Source organism: Thermohalobaculum sediminis, assembly GCF_023487995.1.
Lineage (GTDB): Bacteria > Pseudomonadota > Alphaproteobacteria > Rhodobacterales > Rhodobacteraceae > Thermohalobaculum > Thermohalobaculum sediminis.
In genome coordinates this window covers 20514-44331 of record NZ_JAMFKN010000005.1, presented here as the reverse complement: position 1 = coordinate 44331, position 23818 = coordinate 20514, and the positions used below count along the sequence as shown (strand labels likewise).

At 70.6% G+C, this 23818-nt stretch carries 24 protein-coding genes; 14 read left to right on the top strand and 10 right to left on the bottom strand.

What is annotated here, in order from left to right:
- Window positions 1-19: 19 nt before the first annotated feature.
- The 3 genes from M1105_RS11605 to folK all read right to left on the bottom strand — a co-directional run bounded on the left by M1105_RS11605 (window position 20) and on the right by folK (window position 3288).
- Window positions 20-2215, bottom strand: coding sequence for a RelA/SpoT family protein (locus tag M1105_RS11605; RefSeq protein WP_249580534.1), 2196 nt, complete (start codon window positions 2213-2215; stop codon window positions 20-22).
- 58 nt (window positions 2216-2273) lie between these two features.
- A complete protein-coding gene (gene rpoZ, locus M1105_RS11600) occupies window positions 2274-2645 on the bottom strand; it encodes a DNA-directed RNA polymerase subunit omega (RefSeq protein WP_249580533.1) in 372 nt (123 codons plus the stop codon).
- 64 nt (window positions 2646-2709) lie between these two features.
- Window positions 2710-3288 carry a 2-amino-4-hydroxy-6-hydroxymethyldihydropteridine diphosphokinase gene (gene folK, locus M1105_RS11595; protein ID WP_249580532.1) on the bottom strand — a complete coding sequence of 193 codons (579 nt, stop codon included), beginning with the start codon at window positions 3286-3288 and terminating at the stop codon, window positions 2710-2712.
- Window positions 3289-3421: 133 nt separating this feature from the next.
- On the opposite strand from folK, the gene M1105_RS11590 reads away from it, so the two are divergent.
- Both M1105_RS11590 and M1105_RS11585 read left to right on the top strand, forming a co-directional pair.
- Entirely contained in the window at window positions 3422-4015 is a 594-nt protein-coding gene (locus M1105_RS11590) for a LabA-like NYN domain-containing protein (RefSeq protein WP_249580531.1), read from the top strand.
- The gene (locus M1105_RS11585) at window positions 4002-4658 is read left to right on the top strand and encodes a uracil-DNA glycosylase (protein WP_249580530.1); all 657 of its coding nucleotides are present in this window, start codon (window positions 4002-4004) and stop codon (window positions 4656-4658) included. The genes M1105_RS11590 and M1105_RS11585 overlap by 14 nt, the downstream gene beginning before the upstream one ends.
- 168 nt (window positions 4659-4826) lie before the next feature.
- On the opposite strand, the gene M1105_RS11580 is transcribed toward M1105_RS11585, so the two are convergent.
- Window positions 4827-5246 (bottom strand): hypothetical protein, encoded by a 420-nt coding sequence (locus tag M1105_RS11580; RefSeq protein ID WP_249580529.1) that lies wholly within the window; start codon window positions 5244-5246, stop codon window positions 4827-4829.
- A 196-nt stretch (window positions 5247-5442) separates the two neighbouring features.
- Entirely contained in the window at window positions 5443-7131 is a 1689-nt protein-coding gene (locus M1105_RS11575; protein ID WP_249580528.1) for an acyl-CoA dehydrogenase family protein, read from the bottom strand.
- A 288-nt stretch (window positions 7132-7419) separates the two neighbouring features.
- On the opposite strand from M1105_RS11575, the gene M1105_RS11570 reads away from it, so the two are divergent.
- A complete protein-coding gene (locus M1105_RS11570) occupies window positions 7420-8199 on the top strand; it encodes a sulfite exporter TauE/SafE family protein (protein ID WP_249580527.1) in 780 nt (259 codons plus the stop codon).
- Between the two features lie 3 nt (window positions 8200-8202).
- On the opposite strand, the gene M1105_RS11565 is transcribed toward M1105_RS11570, so the two are convergent.
- The gene (locus tag M1105_RS11565) at window positions 8203-9723 is read right to left on the bottom strand and encodes a gamma-glutamyltransferase (RefSeq protein WP_249580526.1); all 1521 of its coding nucleotides are present in this window, start codon (window positions 9721-9723) and stop codon (window positions 8203-8205) included.
- Between the two features lie 85 nt (window positions 9724-9808).
- Window positions 9809-11413 (bottom strand): phosphoenolpyruvate carboxykinase, encoded by a 1605-nt coding sequence (locus M1105_RS11560; RefSeq protein ID WP_249580525.1) that lies wholly within the window; start codon window positions 11411-11413, stop codon window positions 9809-9811.
- 416 nt (window positions 11414-11829) lie between these two features.
- Here M1105_RS11560 and M1105_RS11555 point away from each other — a divergent pair, with 416 nt between their 5' ends.
- Genes M1105_RS11555 through M1105_RS11530 form a run of 6 tightly spaced genes read left to right on the top strand, consistent with a single transcriptional unit; the run spans window position 11830 to window position 16395 of the window.
- Complete coding sequence (locus M1105_RS11555) at window positions 11830-12531, top strand: response regulator transcription factor (protein ID WP_249580524.1); 702 nt, start codon at window positions 11830-11832, stop codon at window positions 12529-12531.
- Window positions 12532-12566: 35 nt separating this feature from the next.
- Window positions 12567-14297, top strand: a complete 1731-nt coding sequence (locus tag M1105_RS11550; protein WP_249580523.1) for a stimulus-sensing domain-containing protein — start codon at window positions 12567-12569, stop codon at window positions 14295-14297.
- Window positions 14294-14797, top strand: a complete 504-nt coding sequence (locus tag M1105_RS11545) for a serine kinase (protein ID WP_249580522.1) — start codon at window positions 14294-14296, stop codon at window positions 14795-14797. Before M1105_RS11550 ends, M1105_RS11545 begins: the two co-directional genes overlap by 4 nt.
- A complete protein-coding gene (gene rapZ, locus M1105_RS11540; RefSeq protein WP_249580521.1) occupies window positions 14794-15681 on the top strand; it encodes an RNase adapter RapZ in 888 nt (295 codons plus the stop codon). The genes M1105_RS11545 and rapZ overlap by 4 nt, the downstream gene beginning before the upstream one ends.
- Before the next feature lie 28 nt (window positions 15682-15709).
- Window positions 15710-16117 (top strand): PTS sugar transporter subunit IIA, encoded by a 408-nt coding sequence (locus M1105_RS11535; RefSeq protein ID WP_249580520.1) that lies wholly within the window; start codon window positions 15710-15712, stop codon window positions 16115-16117.
- An 8-nt stretch (window positions 16118-16125) separates the two neighbouring features.
- Entirely contained in the window at window positions 16126-16395 is a 270-nt protein-coding gene (locus M1105_RS11530) for an HPr family phosphocarrier protein (protein ID WP_249580519.1), read from the top strand.
- Here M1105_RS11530 and M1105_RS11525 read toward each other — a convergent pair.
- Window positions 16392-16997, bottom strand: coding sequence for a DNA-3-methyladenine glycosylase I (locus M1105_RS11525; protein WP_249580518.1), 606 nt, complete (start codon window positions 16995-16997; stop codon window positions 16392-16394). The two genes, M1105_RS11530 and M1105_RS11525, sit on opposite strands and share 4 nt — an antisense overlap.
- Window positions 16998-17420: 423 nt before the next feature.
- Between M1105_RS11525 and M1105_RS11520 the strand changes: the two genes are divergently transcribed.
- The gene (locus M1105_RS11520) at window positions 17421-18608 is read left to right on the top strand and encodes an EAL domain-containing protein (RefSeq protein ID WP_249580517.1); all 1188 of its coding nucleotides are present in this window, start codon (window positions 17421-17423) and stop codon (window positions 18606-18608) included.
- 42 nt (window positions 18609-18650) lie between these two features.
- Here the strand turns inward: M1105_RS11520 and phaR are convergent, their stop codons facing one another.
- Window positions 18651-19289 (bottom strand): polyhydroxyalkanoate synthesis repressor PhaR, encoded by a 639-nt coding sequence (gene phaR / locus M1105_RS11515; RefSeq protein WP_249580516.1) that lies wholly within the window; start codon window positions 19287-19289, stop codon window positions 18651-18653.
- A 294-nt stretch (window positions 19290-19583) separates the two neighbouring features.
- On the opposite strand from phaR, the gene M1105_RS11510 reads away from it, so the two are divergent.
- Window positions 19584-20759: an acetyl-CoA C-acetyltransferase gene (locus M1105_RS11510; protein ID WP_249580515.1), complete on the top strand. Its 1176-nt coding sequence runs from the start codon at window positions 19584-19586 to the stop codon at window positions 20757-20759.
- Between the two features lie 77 nt (window positions 20760-20836).
- A complete protein-coding gene (gene phbB, locus M1105_RS11505) occupies window positions 20837-21562 on the top strand; it encodes an acetoacetyl-CoA reductase (protein ID WP_249580514.1) in 726 nt (241 codons plus the stop codon).
- Window positions 21563-21639: 77 nt separating this feature from the next.
- On the opposite strand, the gene M1105_RS11500 is transcribed toward phbB, so the two are convergent.
- Window positions 21640-21825 carry a hypothetical protein gene (locus tag M1105_RS11500; RefSeq protein WP_249580513.1) on the bottom strand — a complete coding sequence of 62 codons (186 nt, stop codon included), beginning with the start codon at window positions 21823-21825 and terminating at the stop codon, window positions 21640-21642.
- Between the two features lie 114 nt (window positions 21826-21939).
- Between M1105_RS11500 and gcvA the strand changes: the two genes are divergently transcribed.
- Window positions 21940-22887, top strand: a complete 948-nt coding sequence (gene gcvA / locus M1105_RS11495; RefSeq protein WP_249580512.1) for a transcriptional regulator GcvA — start codon at window positions 21940-21942, stop codon at window positions 22885-22887.
- Between the two features lie 64 nt (window positions 22888-22951).
- The gene (locus M1105_RS11490; protein WP_249580511.1) at window positions 22952-23698 is read left to right on the top strand and encodes a glutamine amidotransferase-related protein; all 747 of its coding nucleotides are present in this window, start codon (window positions 22952-22954) and stop codon (window positions 23696-23698) included.
- Window positions 23699-23818: the final 120 nt, after the last annotated feature.

Sequence of the window (23818 nt, the reverse complement as noted above, 5' to 3'; positions counted from 1 at the left end):
ACCGCCGCGCGCCGCGCGCTCAATCCCCGGATGGCCCGACGGGGTCGAGCGGCAGGCGCGGCTGATCGACGCTGGTCGCGGGCTCGGCCCCGGATGGCTGCGGCCGGCGCGCGCGCTCGACCCGGTTCACGAAGCTCTGTGCCCTGAGGGAAGTAAGGACGTCGTTGAGGTGGCGCAAGTCGCGCACCTCGAGGTCCATCGTCATCAGGAAGAAGTCGGGCTTGCGGGTGGTCACGCCGATGTTGTCGATGTTGGCGCTTTGCTCGCCCACCAGCGTGCAGACCTTGCCCAGCGTGCCCGGCTGGTTCAGCAGCGTCAGATCGATGCGCGCGAGGTTACCCGGCACGCGCGCGGCCTCGGGCGCCCAGCGCAGGTCGTGCCAGCGCGCGAGATCGGTCTCGTGCTGCGCCAGCACGGGGCACGAGATCTCGTGCACCACGACGCCGCCGCGCCGCGCGAGGCCGACGATCCGCTCGCCCGGCACCGGCAGGCAGGTCTGGCAGAAGATCACCGCGGCGCTGCGGCTCACGCCCGTGACGCGGCGCGGGTCGGCAAGCGGCTCGGGGGCTGGGTTGGGCTCGGCCGCCTGGCTCGGGTAGATCGCATCGACCACCTGGTGGGCGGAAAGCTCGCCCCGCGCGACCTGGATCAGCATGGCCTCGACCGACGGCAGGCCGAGCTTGGCCGCAGCCGCCTGCTGCGCCTTGGCGCCGCTGTCGCGGCCCTGCCGGGCGAAGGTCTGGTCGAGCAGGTCGCGGCCCAGCGCCACCTCCTCGTCGCGCTGACGGTCGCGCAGTGCACGCCGGATCGCGTGCTTGGCCCGGCCGGTCTTCGCCATGTCCTCCCAGTGCTGCGAGGGGCGCTGGCCTTCGGCGGTGATGATCTCGACCTGCTGGCCGTTCCTCAGCCGCGTCCACAGCGGCACGCGCCGCCCGTCGACCAGCGCGCCGGCACAGCGCTCGCCGATCCGCGTGTGGATGGCATAGGCGAAGTCGATGGGCGTGGCGCCGCGCGGCAGGCCCACCACATCGCCCTTGGGGGTGAAGCAGAACACCTGGTCGGTGAACATGTCGAGCTTGACGTGCTCGAGGAACTCCTGCGGCTCGTTGCCTGACTCGATGCGCGCGACGAGATCGCGCAGCCAGCGGTAGGGATCGACGGCGAAGGGGTTCTCGACCCGCTCGCCGTCGCGGTAGGCCCAGTGGGCAGCGACGCCCGTCTCTGCCACCGCGTGCATCTGATGGGTGCGGATCTGCATCTCGACCCGCGCCGCCCCCGGCCCCGAGACCGTGGTGTGGATCGAGCGGTAGCCGTTCGCCTTGGGCCCCGAGATGTAGTCCTTGAACCGTCCCGGCACCGCGCGCCAGTGCCGGTGGATCGCGCCCAGCGCGCAGTAGCAGTCCTCGTCCGCGGGAACGATCACCCGGAAGCCGTAGATGTCCGAGAGCTGCGAGAAGCTGATCTGCTTCTCCTCCATCTTGCGCCAGATCGAGTAGGGCTTCTTCTCGCGCCCACGCACCTCGGCCGCGATGCCGGCCTCGCGCAGCACGCGCGTCAGTTCCGCCGAGATCTTCGGGATGAGGTCGCCGCTGTCGCGCCTCAGCTTGAGGAAGCGGCGCATGATCGAGGTGCGCGCCTCGGGGTTCAGCACCTCGAAGGCCAGATCCTCCAGTTCCTCGCGCATCGACTGCATGCCCATCCGGCCCGCCAGCGGCGCGTAGATGTCCATCGTCTCCTGCGCGATGCGGCGGCGCTTCTCGGGCTTGAGGTGATCCAGCGTGCGCATGTTGTGCAGCCGGTCGGCGAGCTTGACGAGGATGACCCGCACATCCTTGGCCATCGCCAGCAGGAGCTTGCGGAAGTTCTCGGCTTGCGCCGCTTCGGTCGAGGTCACCTCGAGCTTGGTGAGCTTGGTGACGCCATCCACCAGCCCCGCGATCTCGTCGCCGAACAGGCGCGCGATCTCGTCCGATGTTGCGGGGGTGTCCTCGACGGTGTCGTGCAGGAGCGCGGTGACGATGGTCGAGTCGTCGAGCCTGAGATCCGTCAGGATCGAGGCCACCTCGAGGGGGTGCCCCCAGTAGGGCTCGCCGCTCGCGCGCCGCTGATTGGCATGGGCGGTGGCGCCGAAGACATAGGCGCGGTTCAGCAGCGCCTCGTCGGTGTTGGGGTTGTAGTCGCGGACCTTCTCGACCAGCTCGTATTGGCGGATCACCGCAATCACGCTCCGCTCGGGCCGGGGCCGGGCCGGGGCCCGGCGCCGGCCATGGCACTCAGCTGCGGTCCTGCTCGGCCATCAGGGCGCGCAGCAGCTTCTCCTCGTCAAGGTCGTCGGTCGCGGGCTGCGGCATGACAGGGTGGGCCCCCATCTCCGCCCCGAGCAGGAGCGCCATGTTGTCCTCCTCCGGCTCGTCGACCTCGATCTGGCGCTGGCTCGCCTCGATTGCCTGCTCGCGCAGGGCGTCGGGCTCGACCGTTTCCTCGGCGATCTCGCGCAGCGCGACCACCGGGTTCTTGTCGTTGTCGCGATCGATCGTGATCGGCGCGCCCGACGAGATGGTGCGCGCGCGATGCGCCGCGAGCATCACGAGGTCGAACCGGTTGGGGACCTTGTCCACGCAGTCTTCAACGGTGACGCGGGCCATGAGGCATCTCCCTGTCGCTGATCCAGATCGGAAGTGGGGTGTATATGGTGCGACCGCGGCGAATTCAAGACGCGCCGCCAGGCTCGAGCGGCACCACCGCCGCGCGGTCCGCCTCGGGCAGTGCGGCGAGCATCTCGGCCACGCTCAGCCCGGTCAGGGGGTGGCGCCAGTCCGGTGCGATGTCGGCCAGCGGCACCAGCACGAAGGCGCGCTCCTGCATGCGGGGATGCGGCAGGATCAGCCGCGGTGGCACCAGCGACTGTGCCTTCCCTTGGTCCAGCGCCATCCAGTCGCGCACGGTCGCCGCGTCCGGCAGCACCATGTCGTCCATCGCCAGCAGGTCGAGGTCGCAGATCCGGGGCGCCCAGCGCGCGGGGCGCGTCCGGCCCAGCGCCGCCTCGATCGCATGCATCCGCTCGAGCAGTTCGGCCGGTGCCAGCGTCGTCTCGACCCGGGCGACGCCGTTGATGAAATCGGGGCCGCTGCCGACGGGGTGCGCGGGCGTGCGGAACCAGCGCGACCGCCTCAGGCCGGCAACGCCGGGCAGATCGCCCAGCATCGCAGCCGCAGCCTCCAGCGACTGGGAGACATCACGCGTTGTTGACGGGATATTGCCGCCGAACGCAATCAGTGCGACGCTCATCGGGCTATTCGATCCGTTTGGGAATGGAAACCTGTTTCACGACGAGATAGAGAATTGGCCTGCGATTCGACCGGACGCCGATCAGACGCTCGGAAATCTCGACCAGACATGTGGCATAGCGCCCGAGGCTTGAATGTTCTACCGTGACGAGCGTCTCGCTCTCTTCATCGACGGATCCAATCTCTACGCCGCGACCAAGGCGCTCGGGTTCGATATTGATTACAAGCTTCTGAGATCCGAGTTCCTGCGCAGGGGCAAGCTGGTCCGGGCCTTCTACTACACGGCGCTGATCGAGAACGAGGAATACTCGCCGATCCGGCCGCTGGTGGACTGGCTCGACTACAACGGCTTCACCCTGGTGACCAAGCCCGCCAAGGAGTTCACCGACTCGACCGGACGGCGCAAGGTCAAGGGCAACATGGACATCGAGCTCGCGATCGACGCGATGGAGATGGCCAATTATGTCGAGCACATCGTGCTCTTCTCGGGCGATGGCGACTTCAGGCCGCTGGTGGCGGCGCTGCAGCGCAAGGGCGTGCGGGTCTCGGTGGTCTCGACCATCCGCTCGCAGCCGCCGATGATCGCGGACGACCTGCGCCGACAGGCCGACAACTTCATCGAGCTCGAGGAACTGCGCGAGGTCATCGGCCGCCCGCCGCGCGAGGAGCGCTTCGCCGCGCGCAGCGCCCGCGAGGCCGAGGAAGCCGAGAACGGTGCCGACGGCTGAGCCGCTGCCGTCGCGGCACGCGGCCGTCGAAGCCCCGCGCGACTGCCAGCTCTGCCCCCGACTCGTCGCCTACCGTGCGGCGAACCGGGCCGCGGAGCCGGGCTGGTTCAATGGCGCCGTGCCGAGCTTCGGAGACCCAGACGCCTGGCTGCTGGTGGTCGGCCTCGCGCCGGGCGTGACTGGGGCGAACCGCACCGGGCGGCCCTTCACCGGCGACTATGCCGGATCGCTGCTCTACGCCACGCTTGCAAAATTCGGCTTCACGCGCGGGGTCTTCGCGGCGCGACCGGATGACGGACTAAACCTCGTCGGCGCGATGGTGACGAATTCGGTGCGTTGCGTGCCGCCGCTCAACAAGCCCAACGGTGCCGAGATCAACGCCTGCCGCCCCTATCTCGCGGCGCGCATCGCCGCGCTGCCCCGCCTCCGCGCCATCGTCACGCTTGGCAGGATCGCGCATGATTCGACCGTGCGGGCCCTCGGCGCGAAGGTCGCGTCGCACCCCTTCGGACATGGCGCGGTGTCGCGGGTCGGCGCGGTGTCGATCCATGCGAGCTACCACTGCTCGCGCTACAACACGAACACGGGGCGCCTCACGCCCGAGATGTTCGAATCGGTGTTTGCCGCGCTCGGGCAGCCCTGACCGCGCCGCACGGCGGGCCGCACGCGACGCGGGCGAAGGCTGGCTCCCCCTCAGTCCCCCGCATCCCCGCTGGCACGGTGGCGCACCGGCTCACTCGGCCGGAAACGGCTTGTTCGTCCCGCCCGCCCCGCGCGCGGCACGCCAGTCGGCCACCACCCGGTCGAGGCATCACCGATCCTGCGCCGCGAACACGATCATCACCGCGGCCGCGCAGAGCGCGATCACCGACGGGTAGAACAGGTGCTGCACCGGCGCGAGCCTCGCCACCGGCAGCCACAGCCCGAAGGGATCGAGCAGCGCCGACCAGATCGTCGCGGCCGAGAAGCCCGTGATCGCGAGTTGTGCGGGCACCGCGACCACGCGCATCAGCCCCAGCGCCACCAGCGCACCGACGCCCGCCTCGACGAGGCCAAAGGCTGCCTGCAGTTCCGTCGAATCGAATAGCCCGAAATAGAAATGGTTCTGCACGTTGAGCCCCATCTCGAGGTTCACGACGCGCCCTATTCCCCACCAGACGAGCAAGAGGCCGAGGCTGACCCTGAGCGCGCAAAGCGCCGCTGCGTGCCGCCTCCCAAGTTCCACAGGCATGACAACCCTCCCAGAAGTGATCGAACGCCGGCGACACTGGCCGGAACCTTCTAACTTCGGGTGAAGCCTCGTAGATAACGGCGGGTTCGCGCCCGTCGCGGCAAGGCCGCGAGCCGGGCTGCGCGGGGCTCGATGCCCCGCGCGGTCCGTCTCTGCAGCGACAGCTGCCTGTCGCGGCCCGTGCCCGACGCGCGGGTCAGTTCCCCTCGAGCACCCGCCGCGCAATCACGCCCGCCTGGATCTCGGCCGCGCCCTCGAAGATGTTGAGGATGCGGGCGTCGCACAGCACCCGGCTGATGGGGTATTCCAGCGCGAAGCCGTTGCCGCCGTGGATCTGCAGGCCGTTGTCGGCCGCGGCCCAGGCGACGCGGGCGCCCAGCAGCTTCGCCATCCCGGCCTCGAGGTCGCATCGCCGGTCGGCGTCCTTTTCGCGGGCCGCGAAATAGGTGATCTGGCGCGCGATCATGATCTCGACCGCCATCATGGCGAGCTTCGAGGCCACCCGCGGGAAGGCCGAGAGCGGCTTGCCGAAGGCCACCCGCTCCTGCGCATAGCGCAGCGCAATCTCCATCGCCGACTGTGCGACGCCTATGGCGCGGGCCGCGGTCTGGATGCGGGCCGACTCGAAGGTGCGCATCAGCTGCTTGAAGCCCTGCCCCTCGACGCCCCCCAGCAGCGCGTCGCCCGGCACCCGGTGCCCGTCGAGCGCGAGCGTGTATTCCTTCATGCCGCGGTAGCCCAGCACCTCGATCTCGCCGCCTGCGAGGGTCGCATCGGGGAAGGGCTCGGCGTCGGTGCCGCGGGTCTTGGGCGCGAGGAACATCGAGAGGCCCGAATAATCGGTGGTCCCCGGCACGGTCCGGGCCAGCACGGTCATCAGGTCGGTGCGCCCGGCATGGGTGATCCAGGTCTTGTTGCCGGTGATGATCCAATCGTCGCCGTCGCGCGCCGCGCGGGTCCTCAGCGCGCCGAGATCCGAGCCGGTGTTGGGCTCGGTGAACACGGCGGTCGGCAGGATCTCGCCGCTGGCGATCTTCGGCAGGTATTGGGCCTTCTGCGCCTCGGTACCCCCGCCGAGGATCAGCTCGGCCGCGATCTCGGAGCGCGTGCCGAGGCTGCCCACCCCGATATAGCCGCGGCTCAGTTCCTCCGAGACCACGCACATCGCGGTCTTGCCCATCGAGAGGCCGCCATGCTCCTCGGGGATCGTCAGGCCGAAGACGCCAAGCGACGCCATCTCGTCGACGATCTCCATCGGGATCAACTCGTCGCGCAAATGCCAGCCATGGGCATGGGGCACCACGCGCTCATCCGCGAAGCGGCGGAACTGGGCGCGGATCATCTCGAATTCCTCGTCGAGCCCGCAGTCGCCGAAGGTCGCCGCCCCCTCGCGCTCGGTCATGATCTGCACCAGCCGCGTCCGGTGCGCGTCAGAATTGCCCTCGGCGGTCAGGCGCCGGACGGCGGGCGTCGCGAAGCGCGCGAGATCAGCGTCGGTCAGCCCCATGTCGGCGGGGCGGGCGATCTCGCCCTGGCTCATCGGGATGCCGCCCGCCACCTGGGCCAGATACTCGCCCATGCCGATGGCGTAGATCAGCCGCTCGGCCTCGCCGAGCCGCGCTTCGGCCTTCAGGCGCGCGGCCCAGCCGGTCATCTGCCGCAGGGCCTCGACGTAGGTGGCGAGCCAGGCGAGGGCGTGCGCCGCGTATTGGTGATCGTCAAGCATCCGGCCCGAGACGCGGCCCTGCGCGCTGACGGCACGCGCAAGCCGCCCGCGCGCCTCGACGAGCAGCGCATCGGCCGCCGCAACGGCCTCGCGGCCGAGGCTCACGAGCTCGGGCGCCTCGGCGAGCGGCACGGGATCGGCGAGCGCGGGCTGGGTCATCGGCAAGGCTCCTCCACCGGCTACGCGGCTGCCTGGTTGCGCCGCGGAATCGTCTCTGCTGCAGCTGCGAACTGTCCTAGCGCCGGACCCCGGCGCGGTCAAGGCGTGGGGAAAGATTATTGCGCGCTGGATGGGGAAAACGGGTATTTCTTGCGAGTGCTGTACGGCGCCCCGCGCCGCCCGGCGGCCGGCGCAATGGTGATCGCACATGGGGGCGACAGGCGCGACCCGACCCGCTATGGAAGGCACGCCCCTCTGCCCGCTGCCACTCCACCGGATGCCGACACCTTGGATCTCGTCTCGCCCCTTGCCGCCTACGACCCGGCGATCATCGCCGCCGCGACGCTGATCATGCTGCTTGGCGGCTTCGTCAAGGGTGCGGTCGGCTTCGCCATGCCGATGATCGCGCTCAGCGGCCTCGGCAGCCTGCTGTCGGCGCAGGAGGCGGTGGCGATCCTGATCCTGCCGACCTGCCTCAGCAACTTCTGGCAGACCTTCCGCCAGGGCGGGCTCGCGGCCCGCGACACGGCGGTGCGGTTCTGGCGGCTCAACCTGTTCATGGGCCTCTCGATTGGGGTGATCGCGCAATTCGTGCCCGGCATCCGGTCCGAGGACCTGTTCGTCGCGCTGGGCCTCGTGATCGTGGCGGCGGCGGGGGCGCAACTCTCGGGCTGGCGGCCGAGGGTGCCGGAGAACGGCGGCAGGCGCGCGACGGTCGAGATCGTGGCGGGTCTCGTCGCCGGTGTGATCGGCGGCGTCTCGGGCGTCTGGGGGCCGCCGGTGATCCTGCTCCTGGTCGCGCTCGACACGCCGAAGACCGAGATGGTGCGGGCGCAGGGGGTGAGCTACCTGATCGGCTCGGTCGTGCTGGTGGCCGCGCATTTACAGAGCGGGCTGCTCGACGCCACCACCGTGCCGATGTCGGCGCTGATGTGCCTGCCGGCCGCAGCAGGCATGTGGGCGGGCCTGGTGGCGCAGGACCGGATGGATCAGGCCCGTTTCCGCCGGATGACGCTGGTGGTGCTGTGCCTCGCTGGGCTCAACCTGCTTCGGCGCGGGCTGTTCTGAGCCTCAGCCTGTGATCGCGACGCCGTCGCGGCGCGGGTCGCCCGCAGCGTCGACATGCCCCCGCGCATCGCGCATCACCGCATGGACGCCGCCGAAGAACATCGAGCGCGCTGACCAGCCCCGCGCCTCGGGGAATGCCGCGAGGAGGGCCTCGCGCTCGGCATCGGGCATGGCCTCGAGCTCGAAATCGACCCCTGCCTCGCGCCCCTCGACATGCAGCCGGGGCGCGGCGATCGCGGCCTCGAGGCCCATCCCCTGCCCCGCCAGACGCAGAACCACCTGCGCCAGCGCCGTGCGGATGCGGTTCGAGCCGCCCGAGCCCATCAGCGCCACCCGCCCATCCGGCCAGCCAAGCGCAAGCGGCGCCATCATCGAGGCGAGCCGCTGGTCGGGCTCCCAATTCAGCGGGTCGCCCGGAACGAGGTCGTCCTCGCCCAGCATGTTGTTGGGGATGATCCCGGTGCCCGGCAGCACCAGCCCCGCGCCCTCGCCGTTGGTCAGCGTGAGCGCCACGCCAAGGCCCTGGCCGTCGATCAGCGAGACATGCGTCGTGCCCCGCGCGGCACCGCGCCGGCCCGCGATCCCGCCGCGGTAGCGCGCGAGGAGCGCGGGGTCGAGAAGCCGCGCCGCGCCCGCGACGGGGTCGCCGTCGAGCCCGGCTTCGAGGCGCGCGCGCGCTGTCGCCGCGAAGGCGCGCGCGAGCTCCACGGCACCGGGGTCGCGCCCGACGAGGCCCAGCGCGAAGGCGATCAGCGTCCCGCCGAGCGCGGGCGGGGGGTTCAGCGCCACCGTGGCGGGCCCATGCGAGGCCCTCACCGGCTCGCGCCAGACCGCGCGGTGGCGGCGCAGGTCCTCGACGGTCAGGTGCCCGCCCTCGGCCATCAGGGCCAGCAGGGCGGCAGCGACCTCGCCCTCCTGGATGAAGCGCGGACCCTCGCGGGTGAAGACGTCGAGCACCTCGGCCAGATCCGGGTTGCGCATGAGCACCCCTTCGCCGAAGGGCACGTCCTCGTCGCACATCAGCGCGCGGATCGAGGGCGTGGCGGTCAGGATGGGCGCGATGATCCGGCCGATGGCGGCCTGGAACGCGGTGATCCGCACGCCATCGCGCGCCGCGCGGATCGCTGGGGCGGCAAGTTCGGCCAGCGGCATCCGCCCCAGCGCCCGGTGCGCCTCGGCCAGCGCGGGCGCGAGGCCCGGCGCGGCCACTGCGCCCGCGCCGATCACGAAGCGCTGGCGCGTCTCGCCGAAATCGGCCTCGACCTCGCGCAGGTCGAGCTCGACCAACGGCCGCTTGCGACGCGGCGTCTGCACGAAGGCGTCGAGCACGCGAATCTCGCCCGACGGACGGCGGACCAGCAGGAAGCCCCCGCCCATCAGCCCCGCCAGCACAGGCTCGGCGACCATGGCGGCGAAGGCGGCCGCGATCGCGGCGTCGACGGCGTTGCCGCCCGCGCGCAACACCTCGGCCCCGGCCTCGGCCGTCAGCGCATGGCCCGCGGCGATGGCAAAGCGCCCGCTCATCGCCGCGGCCTGCCCGCAACGCAAGCCGCCGCGCACATGGCGCGGCGGAGCGGAGACGTCGCCGGCATGTCGGCCGGGCGCTGGGTCACGCGGCGCGCAGGGCGGCCGCCTTCACGTCGTCGCCGACATGCGGCTCGTACTGCTTGAAGTTCTTCGCGAACATCGCGACCAGCTCGGCCGCCTGGCGGTCATAGGCGGCGGCGTCCTTCCAGGTCGCGCGTGGGTCGAGCAGGCTGGGCTCGACACCGGGCACCGCGACCGGAACCTCGAATCCGAAATTCGGGTCGACGCGGAACTCGACGCCGTTCAGCGAGCCGTCGAGCGCGGCCGAGAGCAGCGCGCGAGTCGCCCGGATCGGCATCCGGTTGCCCTCGCCATAGGCGCCGCCGGTCCAGCCGGTGTTGACCAGCCAGCAGGTCGCGCCCGTCCGGGCGATCTTGTCGCGCAGCAGGTTGCCATAGACCTCGGGTCGCCGCGTCATGAAGGGCGCGCCGAAGCAGGTCGAGAAGGTGGGCTGCGCCGTGGTAACGCCCTTCTCTGTCCCCGCCATCTTCGAGGTGAAGCCGGTCAGGAAGTGATACATCGCCTGCGCGGGCGTGAGCCGCGCGATCGGCGGCATCACGCCGAAGGCGTCGCAGGTCAGCATCACCACGTTCCTGGGCACGCCCGCGACCCCGGTCGCCGAGGCGTTCGAGATGTAGTGCAGCGGGTAGGCGCAGCGCATGTTGGTGGTGAGGCTGTCGTCCTCGAAGTCGAGCTCGCGCGTGTAGGGATCGTAGACCATGTTCTCGATCACGGTCGCGAACATCGAGGTGGTCTTGAAGATCTCGGGCTCGGCCTCGGGGCTCAGGTTGATGGTCTTGGCGTAGCAGCCGCCCTCGAAGTTGAAGATCCCCTGCTCGGTCCAGCCGTGCTCGTCATCGCCCAGGAGCGTGCGCGCGGGGTCGGCCGAAAGCGTGGTCTTGCCGGTGCCCGAGAGCCCGAAGAACACGGCCGCCTGCGACGGGTCGCCATTGGCGTGGTTGGCCGAGCAGTGCATCGGCATCACGCCCTTGCCGGGCAGGATGAAGTTGAGGATCGAGAATATCGACTTCTTGTTCTCGCCCGCATAGGAGGTGTCGCCCACGAGCACGAGGCGCCGCTCGAAGCTGATCGCGATGATGGTCTCGGACCGGCAGCTGTGCCGGGCGGGATCGGCCTTGAAGTCCGGGCAGTTGATGATCGTGAACTCGGGGACGAAGCCCTCGAGTTCGGCCGCCTCCGGACGCCTCAGCATGTGCCGGATGAAGAGGTTGTGCCAGGCGAGCTCGTTGACCAGCCGCACCTGCAGCCGATGCGCGGGGTCGGCGCCAGCATAGAGGTCCTGCACGAAGACCTCGCGCCCCTTCAGGTGTACAAGCATGTCCTGATAGAGCCGCTCGAACGCGTCGGGCGTCATCGGCGCGTTGTTCTCCCACCAGACATCGGCCTCGACCGAAGGCTCGCGGACGACGAACTTGTCCCTGGGGCTGCGGCCGGTGTGCTTGCCGGTGTTGCACAGGAAGACACCGCCGATCCCGAGCTCACCCTCCCCGCGCCGGACGGCGGCCTCGACGAGCGCGGCCTCCCTCAGGTTGTAGTGGACGGTGCCGACGCCGCCGATCCCCATGTCTTCGAGACGGCATTTCGGGTTGACGATTCCGCGCTGCATTCTCTTCGATCTCCATCACCCGGACGTGCCGGCGAACCGCGGCCGGTCATCCTCTCCCAATGGCTCTTCCCGGGGGGCGGCGTCCGCGATCCGGTCCGGCGCGGCCCTCTTGTTGGTGTGCGGGTCCTGCCCGCATGGTCGAGTCGAAGGCTCTATAAGCAGCGAGCGGATCGAGGTCCACCCCGATCGACGGCGACATCGCGGCACAGGCGGGCGTGGCGCGGCGGTCGCAGCGCGCAACCGGAACGTTCCGGGCGCGCGCCGGAAAATTGCGTTGACAGGCGGGCCATGCAATCATCCTGTCCTTAGAACAACCTCAAGACCCGCCGAAGCTTCCGGACGACGCCGAGCGGGCGGGCAGGCGAGCAGACAGGACGGCCCGGCCGAAAGGGCCGCACCGATCGGGAGAGACCGTCATGGCGATCATCGCGCTTGTCGACGACGACCGGCATATCCTGAGTTCCGTGTCGATGGCGCTCGAGGCCGAAGGCTACGAGGTCCGCACCTACAACGACGGCGCGAGCGCGCTGCAGGGCCTCGAGCAGAGCCCGCCCGATCTCGCGGTCTTCGACATCAAGATGCCCCGGATGGACGGCATGGAGCTGCTGCGCCGCCTGCGGCTGAAAAGCGATCTGCCGGTGATCTTCCTGACCTCGAAGGAGGAGGAGATCGACGAGCTGATCGGCCTGCGCATGGGCGCCGACGACTACATGCGCAAGCCCTTCTCGCAGCGCTTGCTGGTCGAGCGCATCCGCGCCGTGCTGCGCCGCCGCGAGGCCGCGGGCGAGGGCCCGGTCGAGCGGGCCGAGACCGAGAAGATCCTGCGCCGCGGCAAGCTCGAGATGGACCCGATGCGCCACTCGACGACCTGGGACGGCGAGCCGGTGACCCTCACCGTGACCGAGTTCCTGATCCTGCACGCGCTGGCGCAGCGCCCCGGCTTCGTCAAGAGCCGCGACCAGCTGATGGACGCGGCTTATGACGACCAGGTGTATGTCGACGACCGCACGATCGACAGTCACATCAAGCGGATCCGCAAGAAGTTCCGTGACGTGTCCGAGGAGTTCAACGCCATCGAGACACTTTATGGCGTCGGCTACCGCTACAAGGAGGCCTGAGAGCGCGATTGGAGGCGGGCAGGCGGCATCGCGACATGGGCGCCGGGCCGATCGGGCTCGACCGGCGCCGCAGACCGGCATCAGCACGCAACCGCATCGTCGTGGGGCTGCGCAAGTCGGCGCCGTTCTCGTCGCTGCAACGCCGGATCATCTTCTTCAACCTGATGGGCCTCGCCGTCCTCGTCTTCGGCGTCCTCTACCTCAACCAGTTCCGCACCAGCCTGATCGAGCAGCGCGTGCAGTCCATCCGGACGCAGGCCGAACTGATCGCCGTCGCGCTCGCAGGCGGGCTTGAGGGCGCGGCCGAGGGAACCGAGCCGCCATCCCTCGATCCGGAGAAGGCCCGCAGCATCCTTGCGGCGCTCGGCCGTCCGCTCGACCTGCGGGTGCGGCTGTTCGATGCCGACCTGAACCTGATCGCGGACACGCGCAGCCCCGAGACCGGCGGCGCGGTGCCGATCGCCGTCGCGCCCCTGCCGCCACCCGGCGAGAGCAGCGATGAGAGCGTGCTGACCCGCGCCGAGGAAGCCTATGACGCGCTGGTGCGCGGCCTCTCGGCGGCGCGTCTGGGGTATTCCGAAGTGCCCGGCGCCGCCGTCGCGCAGGATGCCGAGGTGCGTCAGGCGGCCGAGGGGCGCGTCGCCTCGTCTATCCGCATCAACTCGGCCGACGAGCTGATCCTGTCGGTCGCCATGCCCGTCCGGCGGCTGCTGAAGGTGCAGGGCGTGCTCGTGCTCTCGACCGAGGGCGGCGACATCAACCGCATCGTCCAGCGCGAGAGGGTCATCATCCTCCAGGTGTTCGTCGTCGCCGCGGCGGTGTCCGTCGTGCTCTCGATCATCCTCGCCAACACCATCGCCGCGCCGATACAGCGCCTTGCCGAGGCCGCCGATCCCGAAGGCGATCGCAGCGGACGGCTGGTCAACCCGGACCGGGTCGAGATCCCCGACCTCACGCACCGGATCGACGAGATCGGCGACCTGTCGGACTCGCTCATCCGGCTCACCGCCGCGCTCTACAGCCGGATCGAGGCGATCGAGAGCTTCGCCGCCGACGTGGCGCACGAGATCAAGAACCCGCTGACCTCGCTGCGCTCGGCGGTCGAGACGCTCGACTACGCCAGGACCGACGAGCAACGCCACCGCCTGCTCGGGATCATCCAGAAGGACGTGAACCGGCTGGATCGGCTGGTGACCGACATCTCGAACGCCTCGCGGCTCGATGCCGAGCTGGTGCGCGAGCGCATGGAGCCCGTCGATCTCGGCGAGATCATCACCGCGATGACGTCGATCACCGCGACGCAGGGACACGAGCGCGGTGTCGCCGTCATCACCCGGATGCCGGCCACGCCGCTGACGGTCGAGGGGCTCGAGGTGCGGCTCGCTCAGGTCTTCGCCAACCTGCTCGACAACGCGCTCTCGTTCTCGCCGGAGGGCGGCAGCATCCTCGTCGAGGGACGCGAACTGCCCGACGGCGCCGTGCGCGTCGCGATTACCGACCAGGGGCCCGGCATCCCCGAGGAGAACCTCGAGTCGATCTTCCAGCGCTTCTACTCGGAACGCCCGGCCGAGGGGTTCGGAAATCATTCGGGGCTCGGGCTCTCGATCTGCCGGCAGATCGTCGAGGCCCATGGCGGCCGCATCTGGGCGGAAAACATCCGCGAGCCCGGCGCGCCCGCGGATGCCCTGCCACGCGGCGCGCGCTTCGTGGTCGAGCTGCCGGGCAGCCCGGATGCGGGCGGATGGAGCGGGAGCCGGACCCGATGACACCCGCGCCGGCCGCCGACAGACGTCCGGGCGCCCCGGACGCGACGGACCCCGCGGTGATCCATGCAAGCGCGGTCGGTCATTGCGGCCGCGGCTGCCTAATCCTCGGCGCGGCGGGCAGCGGCAAGACGGCGCTCGCGCTGGCGATGCTGGCGCTGGGCGCCGAGCTCATCGCCGACGACCGCGTGGCGGTGCGCGACTCCGCGGACGGGCCGCGGCTCGATCCGGTCCCGCATCTTGCGGGGCTGATCGAGATCCGCGGCGCCGGGATCCTGCGCCTGCGGAGGCACGCCTCGGACGTGCCGCTCTGGCTCGCGGCCGATCTCGATCGCGAGGCGCCCGCGCGGATGCCGCCGCGGACCCATGCAAGGGTCGCCGATCACGACATCCCCGCAATTGCCTGCCGAGGCTGGGCGGGAGCGGCGGCGGGGCTGATGGCCATCCTTTCCGCGGGCGTCCTGCCGGATCCCGAGTTCTTCCCGACGGGAGGCCTGCGATGAGCGGGGAGCCCGGCCGCACGCCCGCGCCGGCGCCCGGCGCGGTCGTGGTCACGGGCATGTCCGGCGCCGGCCGGACGACCTCGATCCATGCCTTCGAGGACATGGGCTACGAGGTCGTCAACAACCTGCCGCTGTCGATGCTCGACACGCTGTTCGAGCCGGGCGGCGGCAGCAAGCCGATCGCGCTGGGGGTCGAGGCGCGGACCCGCGGCTTCTCGGCCCGCGCGCTGGCGGGCGCACTCGACCTGCTGCGCGCGCGGCTCGACGCGGCGCCTTTGTTGGTCTTCCTCGACTGCTCCGACGCGGTGCTCGAGCGCCGCTTCGTCGCGACCCGGCGGCGCCATCCCCTCGCGCCGGCCGAGGAGCCCGGCATCGGCGTCGCGCGCGAGCGGGATCTGCTGGCCGAGATCCGCGCCGCGGCCGACATCGTGATCGACACGACCATGCTATCACCGCACGAGCTGCGAAGCGAGCTCGAGGCCCGCTTCTCGCCCGACCGGGCCCGGCGGATGACCGTCGGGCTCACCTCGTTCAGCTACAAGCGCGGCGCCCCGGCAAGCGCCGAAATGGTGTTGGACTGCCGCTTCCTCCGCAATCCGTACTGGGACGAGACGCTGCGCGCCCTTGACGGGCGCGATCCGGCTATACAGGGTTACGTCGGCGACGATCCACGGTTCGGCGCCTTCGTCGACCAACTGACCGAGATGATCGTGATGCTGCTGCCGGCCTATCTGGACGACGGAAAGGTGTTCTTCTCGGTCGCGCTGGGCTGCACCGGCGGGCAGCACCGGTCGGTGGCGGTGGCGGAATGCCTTGCCCGGCGGCTGGCGGATCTGGGATGGCCAGTCTCGCTGCGGCACTCCGAGCTCGAGCGGCGCCGGTGAAGGGGGCGGAGTCCCGCATGATCGCAGCATGATCGGTCTGGTGATCGTCGCGCATGGCAGCCTCGCGCAGTCGCTCCTCGAGGCGACCGAGCATGTCGTGGGCGCGCAGCCGAACGCGCGCGCCGTGGCGATCGCGCCCTCCGACGACCTGCATGCCCGCCAGGCCGAGATCAACGCGCTGGTCTCGGAGGTCGATGACGGCTCAGGCGTCGTGCTGATCACCGACATGTTCGGCGGCACCCCGTCGAACCTCGCGCTGGGCGCCATGACCCGGCCGGGGATCGAGGTGATCTACGGCGCGAACCTGCCGCTTCTGGTCAAGCTCGCGAAATCACGCGAGCGCCCGATGGCCGAGGCCGTGCGCCTCGCCATCGAGGCGGGCGAGAAATACATCGACTCGGCGGCGCGGATGCTCGACCCGCAGGCGCGCGGATGACCGCGGCGATGCCGGCCCGAAGCCTCGAGATCGTGAACGCGAAGGGGCTCCACGCCCGCGCCTCGGCCAAGTTTGTCGAGACGGTCGAGCGATTCGATGCGCGTGCGCGCGTCAGCCGCGACGGCCAGTCGGTCGAAGGCGACTCGATCATGGGCCTCCTGATGCTCGCGGCATCGCGCGGGACCTCGATCCACGTGGAGACCGACGGACCGGACGCCGAGGCGCTGCTCGACGCGCTGGCGGAGCTGGTGGCCGCTCGCTTCGGCGAGGCGGCCTAGCCCATCCGAAAGCCCTGCGCCTCGGCCGCGCAGGCGGCATGGGCGGGGCAGCCGACGAGATGGTCGTTCACCATGCCCGTCGCCTGCATGAAGGCATAGACGATGACTGGGCCGCAGAAGCGGAAGCCCTCGGCCTTGAGCGCCTTCGACATCGCGCGCGAGGCGGGCGTCTCGGCCGGCACCTCGGCGAGGCTGGCGAAGCGGTTCTGGCGGGGCGCGCCATCGACGAACTGCCACAGGAAGCGGGCAAAGCCCTCGCGCGTCTCGATGCGCTGGTAGGCGCGGGCATTGCCGATGGTCGACTCGATCTTGGCGCGCGACCGCACGATGCCCGGATCCGCCATCAGGCGCGCCACCTCGGGCTCGCCCCAGCCGGCGATCACGTCGGGATCGAAGCCCTCGAAGGCATGCCGGAACGCGTCGCGCTTGCGCAAGATGGTGATCCAGGCGAGTCCCGCCTGGAAGCCGTCGAGCACGAGCTTTTCCCACAGGGCGCGCCCGGACGGCTCGGGCCGGCCCCACTCGGTGTCGTGATAGGCGACGTAGAGCGGGTCGCTGCCGCACCACCCGCAACGCCCCTCGCCCGCCGCCGTCGCGCCCATCCGCCGCCTCCCCGCCACTGGCCGGACCCTGCCGCGCCGCGCCCGCCTTTGCAAGGCCGGCCGCGCGCGCCGCGCCCGCCGCCGTCAACCATGTGCGTTAACGCTTTGGCAGGTAGAATGCAGGCAGGCTGGTGATCGAGACCGGGACTCAGGCAAGGGGCCGCACCGGAACCGGCGCGGGATGGCGAGTGCAGCGTATCGAGGAACTTCTCCGGCGTCTGGGTCTCGGCTCACGGCCTTCGGGCGAAAACCGCGGCACCCCCCGCCCGGTGCGGCCGGGAGCCGAGCCGGCGGAAGGCGGCGCCCGGGGCGCGGACGCCCCCGCCGGGTCGGCCCGGAGCGGCGATCCCGGCCAGCGCGCGGGTCACGAGCCGCCCCCCGCCACCGCTCCCCGACACCGGCAGCGCCGAGCTGCATGGCCTCGTGCTGCTCGAAATCGACGACTTCCCGTCCTACGAGGCGCTGTTCGGCGAGCAGGCGGCACGCGGGATCCTGCATGCGGTCGAGGAGCGCGTGATGCCCGCGCTCGCCGCCCAGGCGGGCTTCTGGAGCCCCGGGCGCGGCAAGCTGGCGGTGAGCCTGCCCGGCGCCGATCTCGAGGGGATCCGCATGACGGCCCGCCATCTTCAGCGACTGGTCGCGCGCGACGGCCTCGATACCCCGGCCGGCAGGCTCTTCGTCACCGTCTCGGCCGGCTGCGCCGTCGCCGACACCGCAGCGCTGCCGCTGCTGGGTCCCACCGCCGAGCGCGCGCTGGGCGACGCGCGACGCGCCGGGCGCGGCCGCTGCCGGATCGTCCCGGCAACCGCGGGCGACGCTGCGGGGCCCGACATCGGCGAGGCGGCGCTGCGCGACCTCGAGGCCGGCCGCGTCACCTTCGCCTTCCAGGCGGTCCGCCGGATCGACGGCAGCGGACGGGCCGCCGCCTTCCTCGAATGCCTCGCGCGCCTGCCCAATGCCGGCTCGGCGCCGGTCGAGGCGGCACGCTTCATGCCCAGCCTGATCGAGGCGGGCCAGGCGCCGGCGCTGGACCGCCTGGCGCTTGAGCGCGCGCTCGAGTTGATGGCGGTCAACCCCGCCGCGCGCCTGTCGGTCAATGTCTCGCGGCAGACCATGGAGGACCCCGGCTGGCTTGGCATGCTCACCGCGCGCTGCGCGGTGGATCTCAGCCTCGGCGACCGGCTGATCGTCGAGCTGTCCGAGCGCGACCTCGTTGCCGAGCCGGCGCTGGCGGGGGGCTTCATGGCAGCGGTGCGCCGCAGCGGCGCGGCCCTCGCGCTCGACCGCTACGGCCAGAGCCCGTTGACCGCCGCGGAGCTGCGCAGCTTCCATGTCGACATCGTCAAGCTCGCGCCGGAGCTCTGCCACGGCATCGTCGACGAGCCGGTGCGGCAGATCCGGCTGCGCGATCGCATCACCCTGGCCCGCGCCGCCGATCTGATGATCGTCGCCACGGGGGTCGAGCGGCAGGCCGATGCCGAGTGGCTGTCGCGGGCCGGCGCATCCCATGCGCAGGGCCGCCTGATCGCCCCGCCGGACGCGGCGCCGGACGAGCTGTCCACGTCGCATGTCACGGAGGGCACCCCGACGCGCTTCGGTCTCTACGGCTGACCGCCGGAAGCGGCGCCGGAGACGCGGGAGGCGCGCCTCGCCTCAGCCCTTGCCGCGCGTGAGCTTCTCGAGCTGCGCCTGCATCTCGCGCAACTGCCGTTGCAGGGCGTCGAGATCCTCGCTGATCGTGCCCGTGCCGGCCCGGCGCTCCTCGGCGTCGGGCACCGGGCGCGGGCCCTGCGGCGGCGCTCCCTCGGCCCCGCCACGGCCCTGCTGCGCCGCGCCGAACGGGTTGAACATGCGCATCGCCTGCTCGAAGAACTCCATGTTCGAGCGGGTGAGGGCCTCGAAATTCTGCATCGCGGGATTGGCGGCAAAGGCCGCGCGCATCCGCTCCTGGTTCTTCGCGAAGGCGTCCATCGAGGCGTCGAGATACCCCGGCACCACCGACTGCAACGCATCGCCATAGAGGCGGATCAGCTGGCGCAGGAAGTTCGTGGGCAGCATGCTGCGCCCCTTGGCCTCCTCCTCGAAGATGATCTGCGTGAGGACCGAGCGGGTGATGTCCTCGCCTGTCTTGGCGTCGAAGACGGCGAAGTCCTGCCCCTCGCGCACCATCTTCGCGAGGTCGTCGAGCGTGACGTAGGAACTGCGCGCCGTGTTGTAGAGGCGGCGGTTGGCGTACTTCTTGATGATCACGCGCTCGGTCGCCGCCGGCTCTTCCTTCTCTGCTGCAGACACGAGCGCCTTCCTCCCTCAATTCGCGCGCGAACCGGGCCAATCTTGCATCCCGCAACGGCGAGGGCAACACTTCGTTGCAGATGCGAAACTGCGGCGCGGCGCGAGCTTGCCATTGCCCCCGGGCGGAGGGCGTTGCATCCTGCGGCGGCAGACCGCAATGCGGCGCCGCAACGGCAGAATCGTTATTGTGCACCGCACAATTGTCGCATTGTGCCGAACGCGGAGGACGTGCAAGACAACGCCCCAAGGCGCCGCAGAGAGGCGCCTCACGCCAGGGGAGAAAGGGAAAGGCCCATGACCAACATCGTGATCGCCTCGGCCGCGCGGACGCCGGTGGGCAGCTTCAACGGCGCCTTCGCGAGCGTGCCCGCGCACGAGCTGGGCGCCGTCGCCATTCGCGCGGCGCTCGCGCGCGCGGGCGTCGAGGCGCAGGACGTGTCCGAGACCATCCTCGGCCAGGTGCTGACGGCGGCTCAGGGCCAGAACCCGGCGCGCCAGGCGCATATCGCGGCCGGCCTGCCGGAGGGCTCGGCCGCCTGGGGGATCAACCAGGTCTGCGGCTCGGGCCTCAGGGCGGTCGCGTTGGGCGCGCAGCACATCATGCTGGGCGACGCCGCGATCGTGGTCGCCGGCGGGCAGGAAAGCATGTCGCTCTCGACCCACGCCGCCTATCTGCGCGCGGGCACCAAGATGGGCGACGTCAAGTTCATCGACACGATGATCCGCGACGGGCTGTGGGACGCCTTCAACGGCTACCACATGGGCACGACCGCCGAGAACGTGGCGCGCCAGTGGCAGATCGGCCGCGACGAGCAGGACGCCTTCGCGCTCGCCAGCCAGAACAAGGCCGAGGCCGCGCAGAAGGCCGGCCGGTTCAAGGACGAGATCGCATCCGTCACCGTCAAGGGCCGCAAGGGCGACACCGTGGTCGAGGACGACGAATACATCCGCCATGGCGCGACCCTCGACGGCATGCAGAAGCTCAGGCCCGCCTTCGAGAAGGACGGCACGGTGACCGCGGGCAACGCCTCGGGAATCAATGACGGCGCGGCGGTGACCCTGCTCATGACCGCCGAGGAGGCCGAACGCCGCGGCATCGAGCCGCTCGCCCGCATCGTCAGCTACGCGACCGCGGGCGTGGATCCCAAGATCATGGGCACGGGGCCCATTCCCGCCTCGCGCCGCGCGCTCGAGAAGGCGGGCTGGAAGGTCGGCGACCTCGAACTCGTCGAGGCGAACGAGGCCTTCGCGGCGCAGGCCTGCGCGGTCAACAAGGACATGGGCTGGGACCCGGCGATCGTGAACGTGAACGGCGGGGCCATCGCCATTGGCCACCCGATCGGCGCCTCGGGCTGCCGGGTGCTCAACACGCTCCTCTTCGAGATGAAGCGGCGCGGGGCGAAGCGCGGGCTTGCCACGCTCTGCATCGGCGGCGGCATGGGCGTCGCCATGTGCGTCGAGCGGCCCTGAGCGGATTTCGCCCGCGCCCCTGGTGGCGCGGGCCCATCGCATCGATCTGACGGAACGGTTGGACAGGAGGAAACATCATGGGACGCATTGCACTGGTCACGGGGGGCTCGCGCGGCATCGGGGCCGCCATCTCGGTGGCGCTCAAGGCGGCGGGCTACACGGTCGCTGCCAACTATGCCGGCAATGACGAGGCCGCGAAGGCCTTCACCGCCGAGACCGGTATCCCGACCTACAAGTGGTCGGTCGCCGACTACGAGGCCTGCAAGGCTGGCGTCGCCAAGGTCGAGGCCGATCTCGGCCCGGTCGAGGTGCTGGTGAACAATGCCGGCATCACCCGTGACGCGATGTTCCACCGCATGACGCCCGAGCAGTGGAACGAGGTGATCTCGACCAACCTCAATGGCGTTTTCAACATGACCCACCAGGTCTGGTCGGGCATGCGCGACCGCAAGTTCGGCCGGGTCGTCAACATCAGCTCGGTCAACGGCCAGAAGGGCCAGGCGGGCCAGGCGAACTACTCGGCCGCCAAGGCGGGCGACATCGGCATCACCCGGGCGCTGGCGCAGGAGGGCGCGCGCGCCGGCATCACCGTCAACGCGATCTGCCCGGGCTATATCGGCACCGACATGGTCCGCGCCATCGACGAGAAGGTGCTGAACGAGCGCATCATTCCGCAGATCCCGGTGGGCCGCCTCGGCGAGCCCAAGGAGATCGCGCGCTGCGTGGTGTTCCTCGCGTCGGACGATGCGGGCTTCATCACCGGCTCGACCATCTCGGCGAATGGCGGGCAGTTCTTCGGCTGACGCCATCGCTCGGACGCTCGAGCGGCCGGCAGCCCCCTCGGGCAGCCGGCCGTTCCATTTTCTTGGCCGCGCGCCTGTCAGCAGGCCTCGCACGGGTTTCCCGTGGCCTCGGGTGCGGTGAAGAGGCGGCGCACCCCGGCCACCGCCGCGCGGGCAAGCTCGCGGGCGACGCGGGCGCGCTCGGCCATGCCCCGCTCGCGCGCGGCCCGATAGGCGGCGTCGAGGTCGATGCGGCTGATGTCGATCTCGTCATGCAGCGACATGATCGTCAAGCTCCCTTTAATCGGTCAGGGCGGGATGCCCTTGATGCGATCCAATATGCGAAGTATTTTTCCCCCCGACAAACGAGGAATTCCGGATCTTCGGTTAAGGTAAACTTGTCCGAACTCAGCCGCCTCCCGCCCCTGACCGCGCTGCGCGCCTTCGAGGCCGCGAGCCGCCATCTGAGTTTCTCCAAGGCGGCGGAGGAGTTGTTCGTCACCCCGGCCGCGCTCAGCTACCAGATCAAGAGCCTGGAGGAACACCTCGGCGTCGCGCTGTTCCGGCGCCTCAACCGCGCGGTCGAACTGACCGAGGCCGGACGCGCCTTGCAACCGGGCCTTGCCTCGGCGTTCCGCGAGATGATCGAGGCGGTGCGCTCCGTCGAGCGGCAGAAGGGCGCGCGGGCGCTGACGGTGACGGCGGGCCCCGCCTTCACGGCCAAGTGGCTGGCGCCACGCTTCTTCGGCTTCGCCGAGAGGCATCCCGAGATCGAGCTGCGCTTCGTGGCGTCGCTGCGGCTGATGGATCTCGAGCGCGACGAGATCGACGCCGCGATCCGCTACACGCCCGCGCCGGACGAGGCGAACTACTGCGAACTCCTGATCGAGGACTGGGTGGTCCCCGTGGCGGCCCCCGCCGTCGCCGCCCGGATCGAGGGCCCGCGCGACATCCTGCGCGAGCCGCTGCTCCACGACGACAGCCTTGCCATCATCCGCCCCGCGGTCGAGCTTGCGCACTGGCTCGCCGCCGCCGGGGCCGGATCCGCGCCGGCGCCGGCCCGGGGGACGCATTTCTCGGACGCGGGGCATGCGATCGACGCGGCCGTCGCGGGTGCGGGGGTCGCGCTGTCGCGCGCCACGCTGGTCGAGCGCGACCTCGCGGCCGGGCGGCTGGTCGCGCCGATCAGGGTCGGGCTGCTGACGCCCGGCAAGTATTACTTCGTATGCCGCAAGGGCGCCGAGAGCGAGCCGAGAATCGCGACCTTCCTCGACTGGCTGCGGGGGGAGGTGGAGTCGCTCTCGGCCTTGGGGACGGGCTTCGATCTGCGGCCCTTCCCGCGCTGACCCCCTTCCCCGCACCCGCACGCTCGCCTATGTTCCCGCCGCAGGTGACGGCGGAGGCTGAAGGATGCTGATCGGGATTCTCGAGACCGGAAAGGTCAACGAGGCGCTGGTAGAGAAGCACGGCGCCTACCCGCCGATGTTCGAGCGGTTGCTGGGCCTTGCCGGGCCCGGGCTTAAGTTCCGGGCCTACCCGGTCGTTGACGGCGTGCTGCCCGCAAGCCCCGAGGAATGCGACGCCTGGCTGATCACCGGCTCGCGCCACGGGGTCTATGACGATCTGCCGTGGATCGGGCCGCTCAAGGAGTTCCTGTGCGCCGCGCGCAAGGCCGGGCGGCCGATGATCGGGATCTGCTTCGGCCACCAGATCCTAGCCGAGGCGCTGGGCGGCAAGGCCGTGAAGTCCGAGAAGGGCTGGGGGATCGGCGTGCAGGAATACGAGGTGATCCGCCGCCCCGGCTGGATGGCGGACGCGCCCGCGCGCCTTGCCTTCCACGCGATCCACCAGGACCAGGTGGTTGCGCTGCCGCCGGACGCCACGCGGCTGGCGACCTCGCCGTTCTGCGAACACGCCTTCGTCGCCTATGGCGACCCGGAGGTGCCGGACGCGATCTCGATCCAGCCGCATCCCGAGTTCGACCGCGAGTACGGCTACGACCTCATCGTCCTCGGCAAGGGCGAGCGCTTCACCGAGGAGGAGGCCGAGCGCGCCATGGCTAGCAATGGCAGCCCGGTCCATGCCGACGATTTCGCGCGCTGGTGCGTGAACTATCTCGAGGCCTTCGCCCGCAGGCGGGGCGCGAAGGCGGCCTGAGCGCGGTGCCCGGCCGCGGGCGCGTCGCGTGTTGTCACGCGCGAACGCGCATCCATCCGATTGCCATGCAACACGCCTCGTGGCGTCCGAAGACTCCGGACCTGCGGGCAGGTGCCATGC

Bases quoted from the DNA above. Each gene is read 5' to 3' on its own strand.
- rpoZ (WP_249580533.1), bottom strand. From the start codon at position 2,645: ATGGCCCGCGTCACCGTTGAAGACTGCGTGGACAAGGTCCCCAACCGG.
- folK (WP_249580532.1), bottom strand. From the start codon at position 3,288: ATGAGCGTCGCACTGATTGCGTTCGGCGGCAATATCCCGTCAACAACG.
- M1105_RS11590 (WP_249580531.1), top strand. From the start codon at position 3,422: ATGTTCTACCGTGACGAGCGTCTCGCTCTCTTCATCGACGGATCCAAT.
- M1105_RS11580 (WP_249580529.1), bottom strand. From the start codon at position 5,246: ATGCCTGTGGAACTTGGGAGGCGGCACGCAGCGGCGCTTTGCGCGCTC.
- M1105_RS11575 (WP_249580528.1), bottom strand. From the start codon at position 7,131: ATGACCCAGCCCGCGCTCGCCGATCCCGTGCCGCTCGCCGAGGCGCCC.
- M1105_RS11565 (WP_249580526.1), bottom strand. From the start codon at position 9,723: ATGAGCGGGCGCTTTGCCATCGCCGCGGGCCATGCGCTGACGGCCGAG.
- M1105_RS11560 (WP_249580525.1), bottom strand. From the start codon at position 11,413: ATGCAGCGCGGAATCGTCAACCCGAAATGCCGTCTCGAAGACATGGGG.
- M1105_RS11555 (WP_249580524.1), top strand. From the start codon at position 11,830: ATGGCGATCATCGCGCTTGTCGACGACGACCGGCATATCCTGAGTTCC.
- M1105_RS11550 (WP_249580523.1), top strand. From the start codon at position 12,567: ATGGGCGCCGGGCCGATCGGGCTCGACCGGCGCCGCAGACCGGCATCA.
- M1105_RS11545 (WP_249580522.1), top strand. From the start codon at position 14,294: ATGACACCCGCGCCGGCCGCCGACAGACGTCCGGGCGCCCCGGACGCG.
- rapZ (WP_249580521.1), top strand. From the start codon at position 14,794: ATGAGCGGGGAGCCCGGCCGCACGCCCGCGCCGGCGCCCGGCGCGGTC.
- M1105_RS11535 (WP_249580520.1), top strand. From the start codon at position 15,710: ATGATCGGTCTGGTGATCGTCGCGCATGGCAGCCTCGCGCAGTCGCTC.
- M1105_RS11530 (WP_249580519.1), top strand. From the start codon at position 16,126: ATGCCGGCCCGAAGCCTCGAGATCGTGAACGCGAAGGGGCTCCACGCC.
- M1105_RS11525 (WP_249580518.1), bottom strand. From the start codon at position 16,997: ATGGGCGCGACGGCGGCGGGCGAGGGGCGTTGCGGGTGGTGCGGCAGC.
- M1105_RS11510 (WP_249580515.1), top strand. From the start codon at position 19,584: ATGACCAACATCGTGATCGCCTCGGCCGCGCGGACGCCGGTGGGCAGC.
- phbB (WP_249580514.1), top strand. From the start codon at position 20,837: ATGGGACGCATTGCACTGGTCACGGGGGGCTCGCGCGGCATCGGGGCC.
- M1105_RS11500 (WP_249580513.1), bottom strand. From the start codon at position 21,825: ATGTCGCTGCATGACGAGATCGACATCAGCCGCATCGACCTCGACGCC.
- M1105_RS11490 (WP_249580511.1), top strand. From the start codon at position 22,952: ATGCTGATCGGGATTCTCGAGACCGGAAAGGTCAACGAGGCGCTGGTA.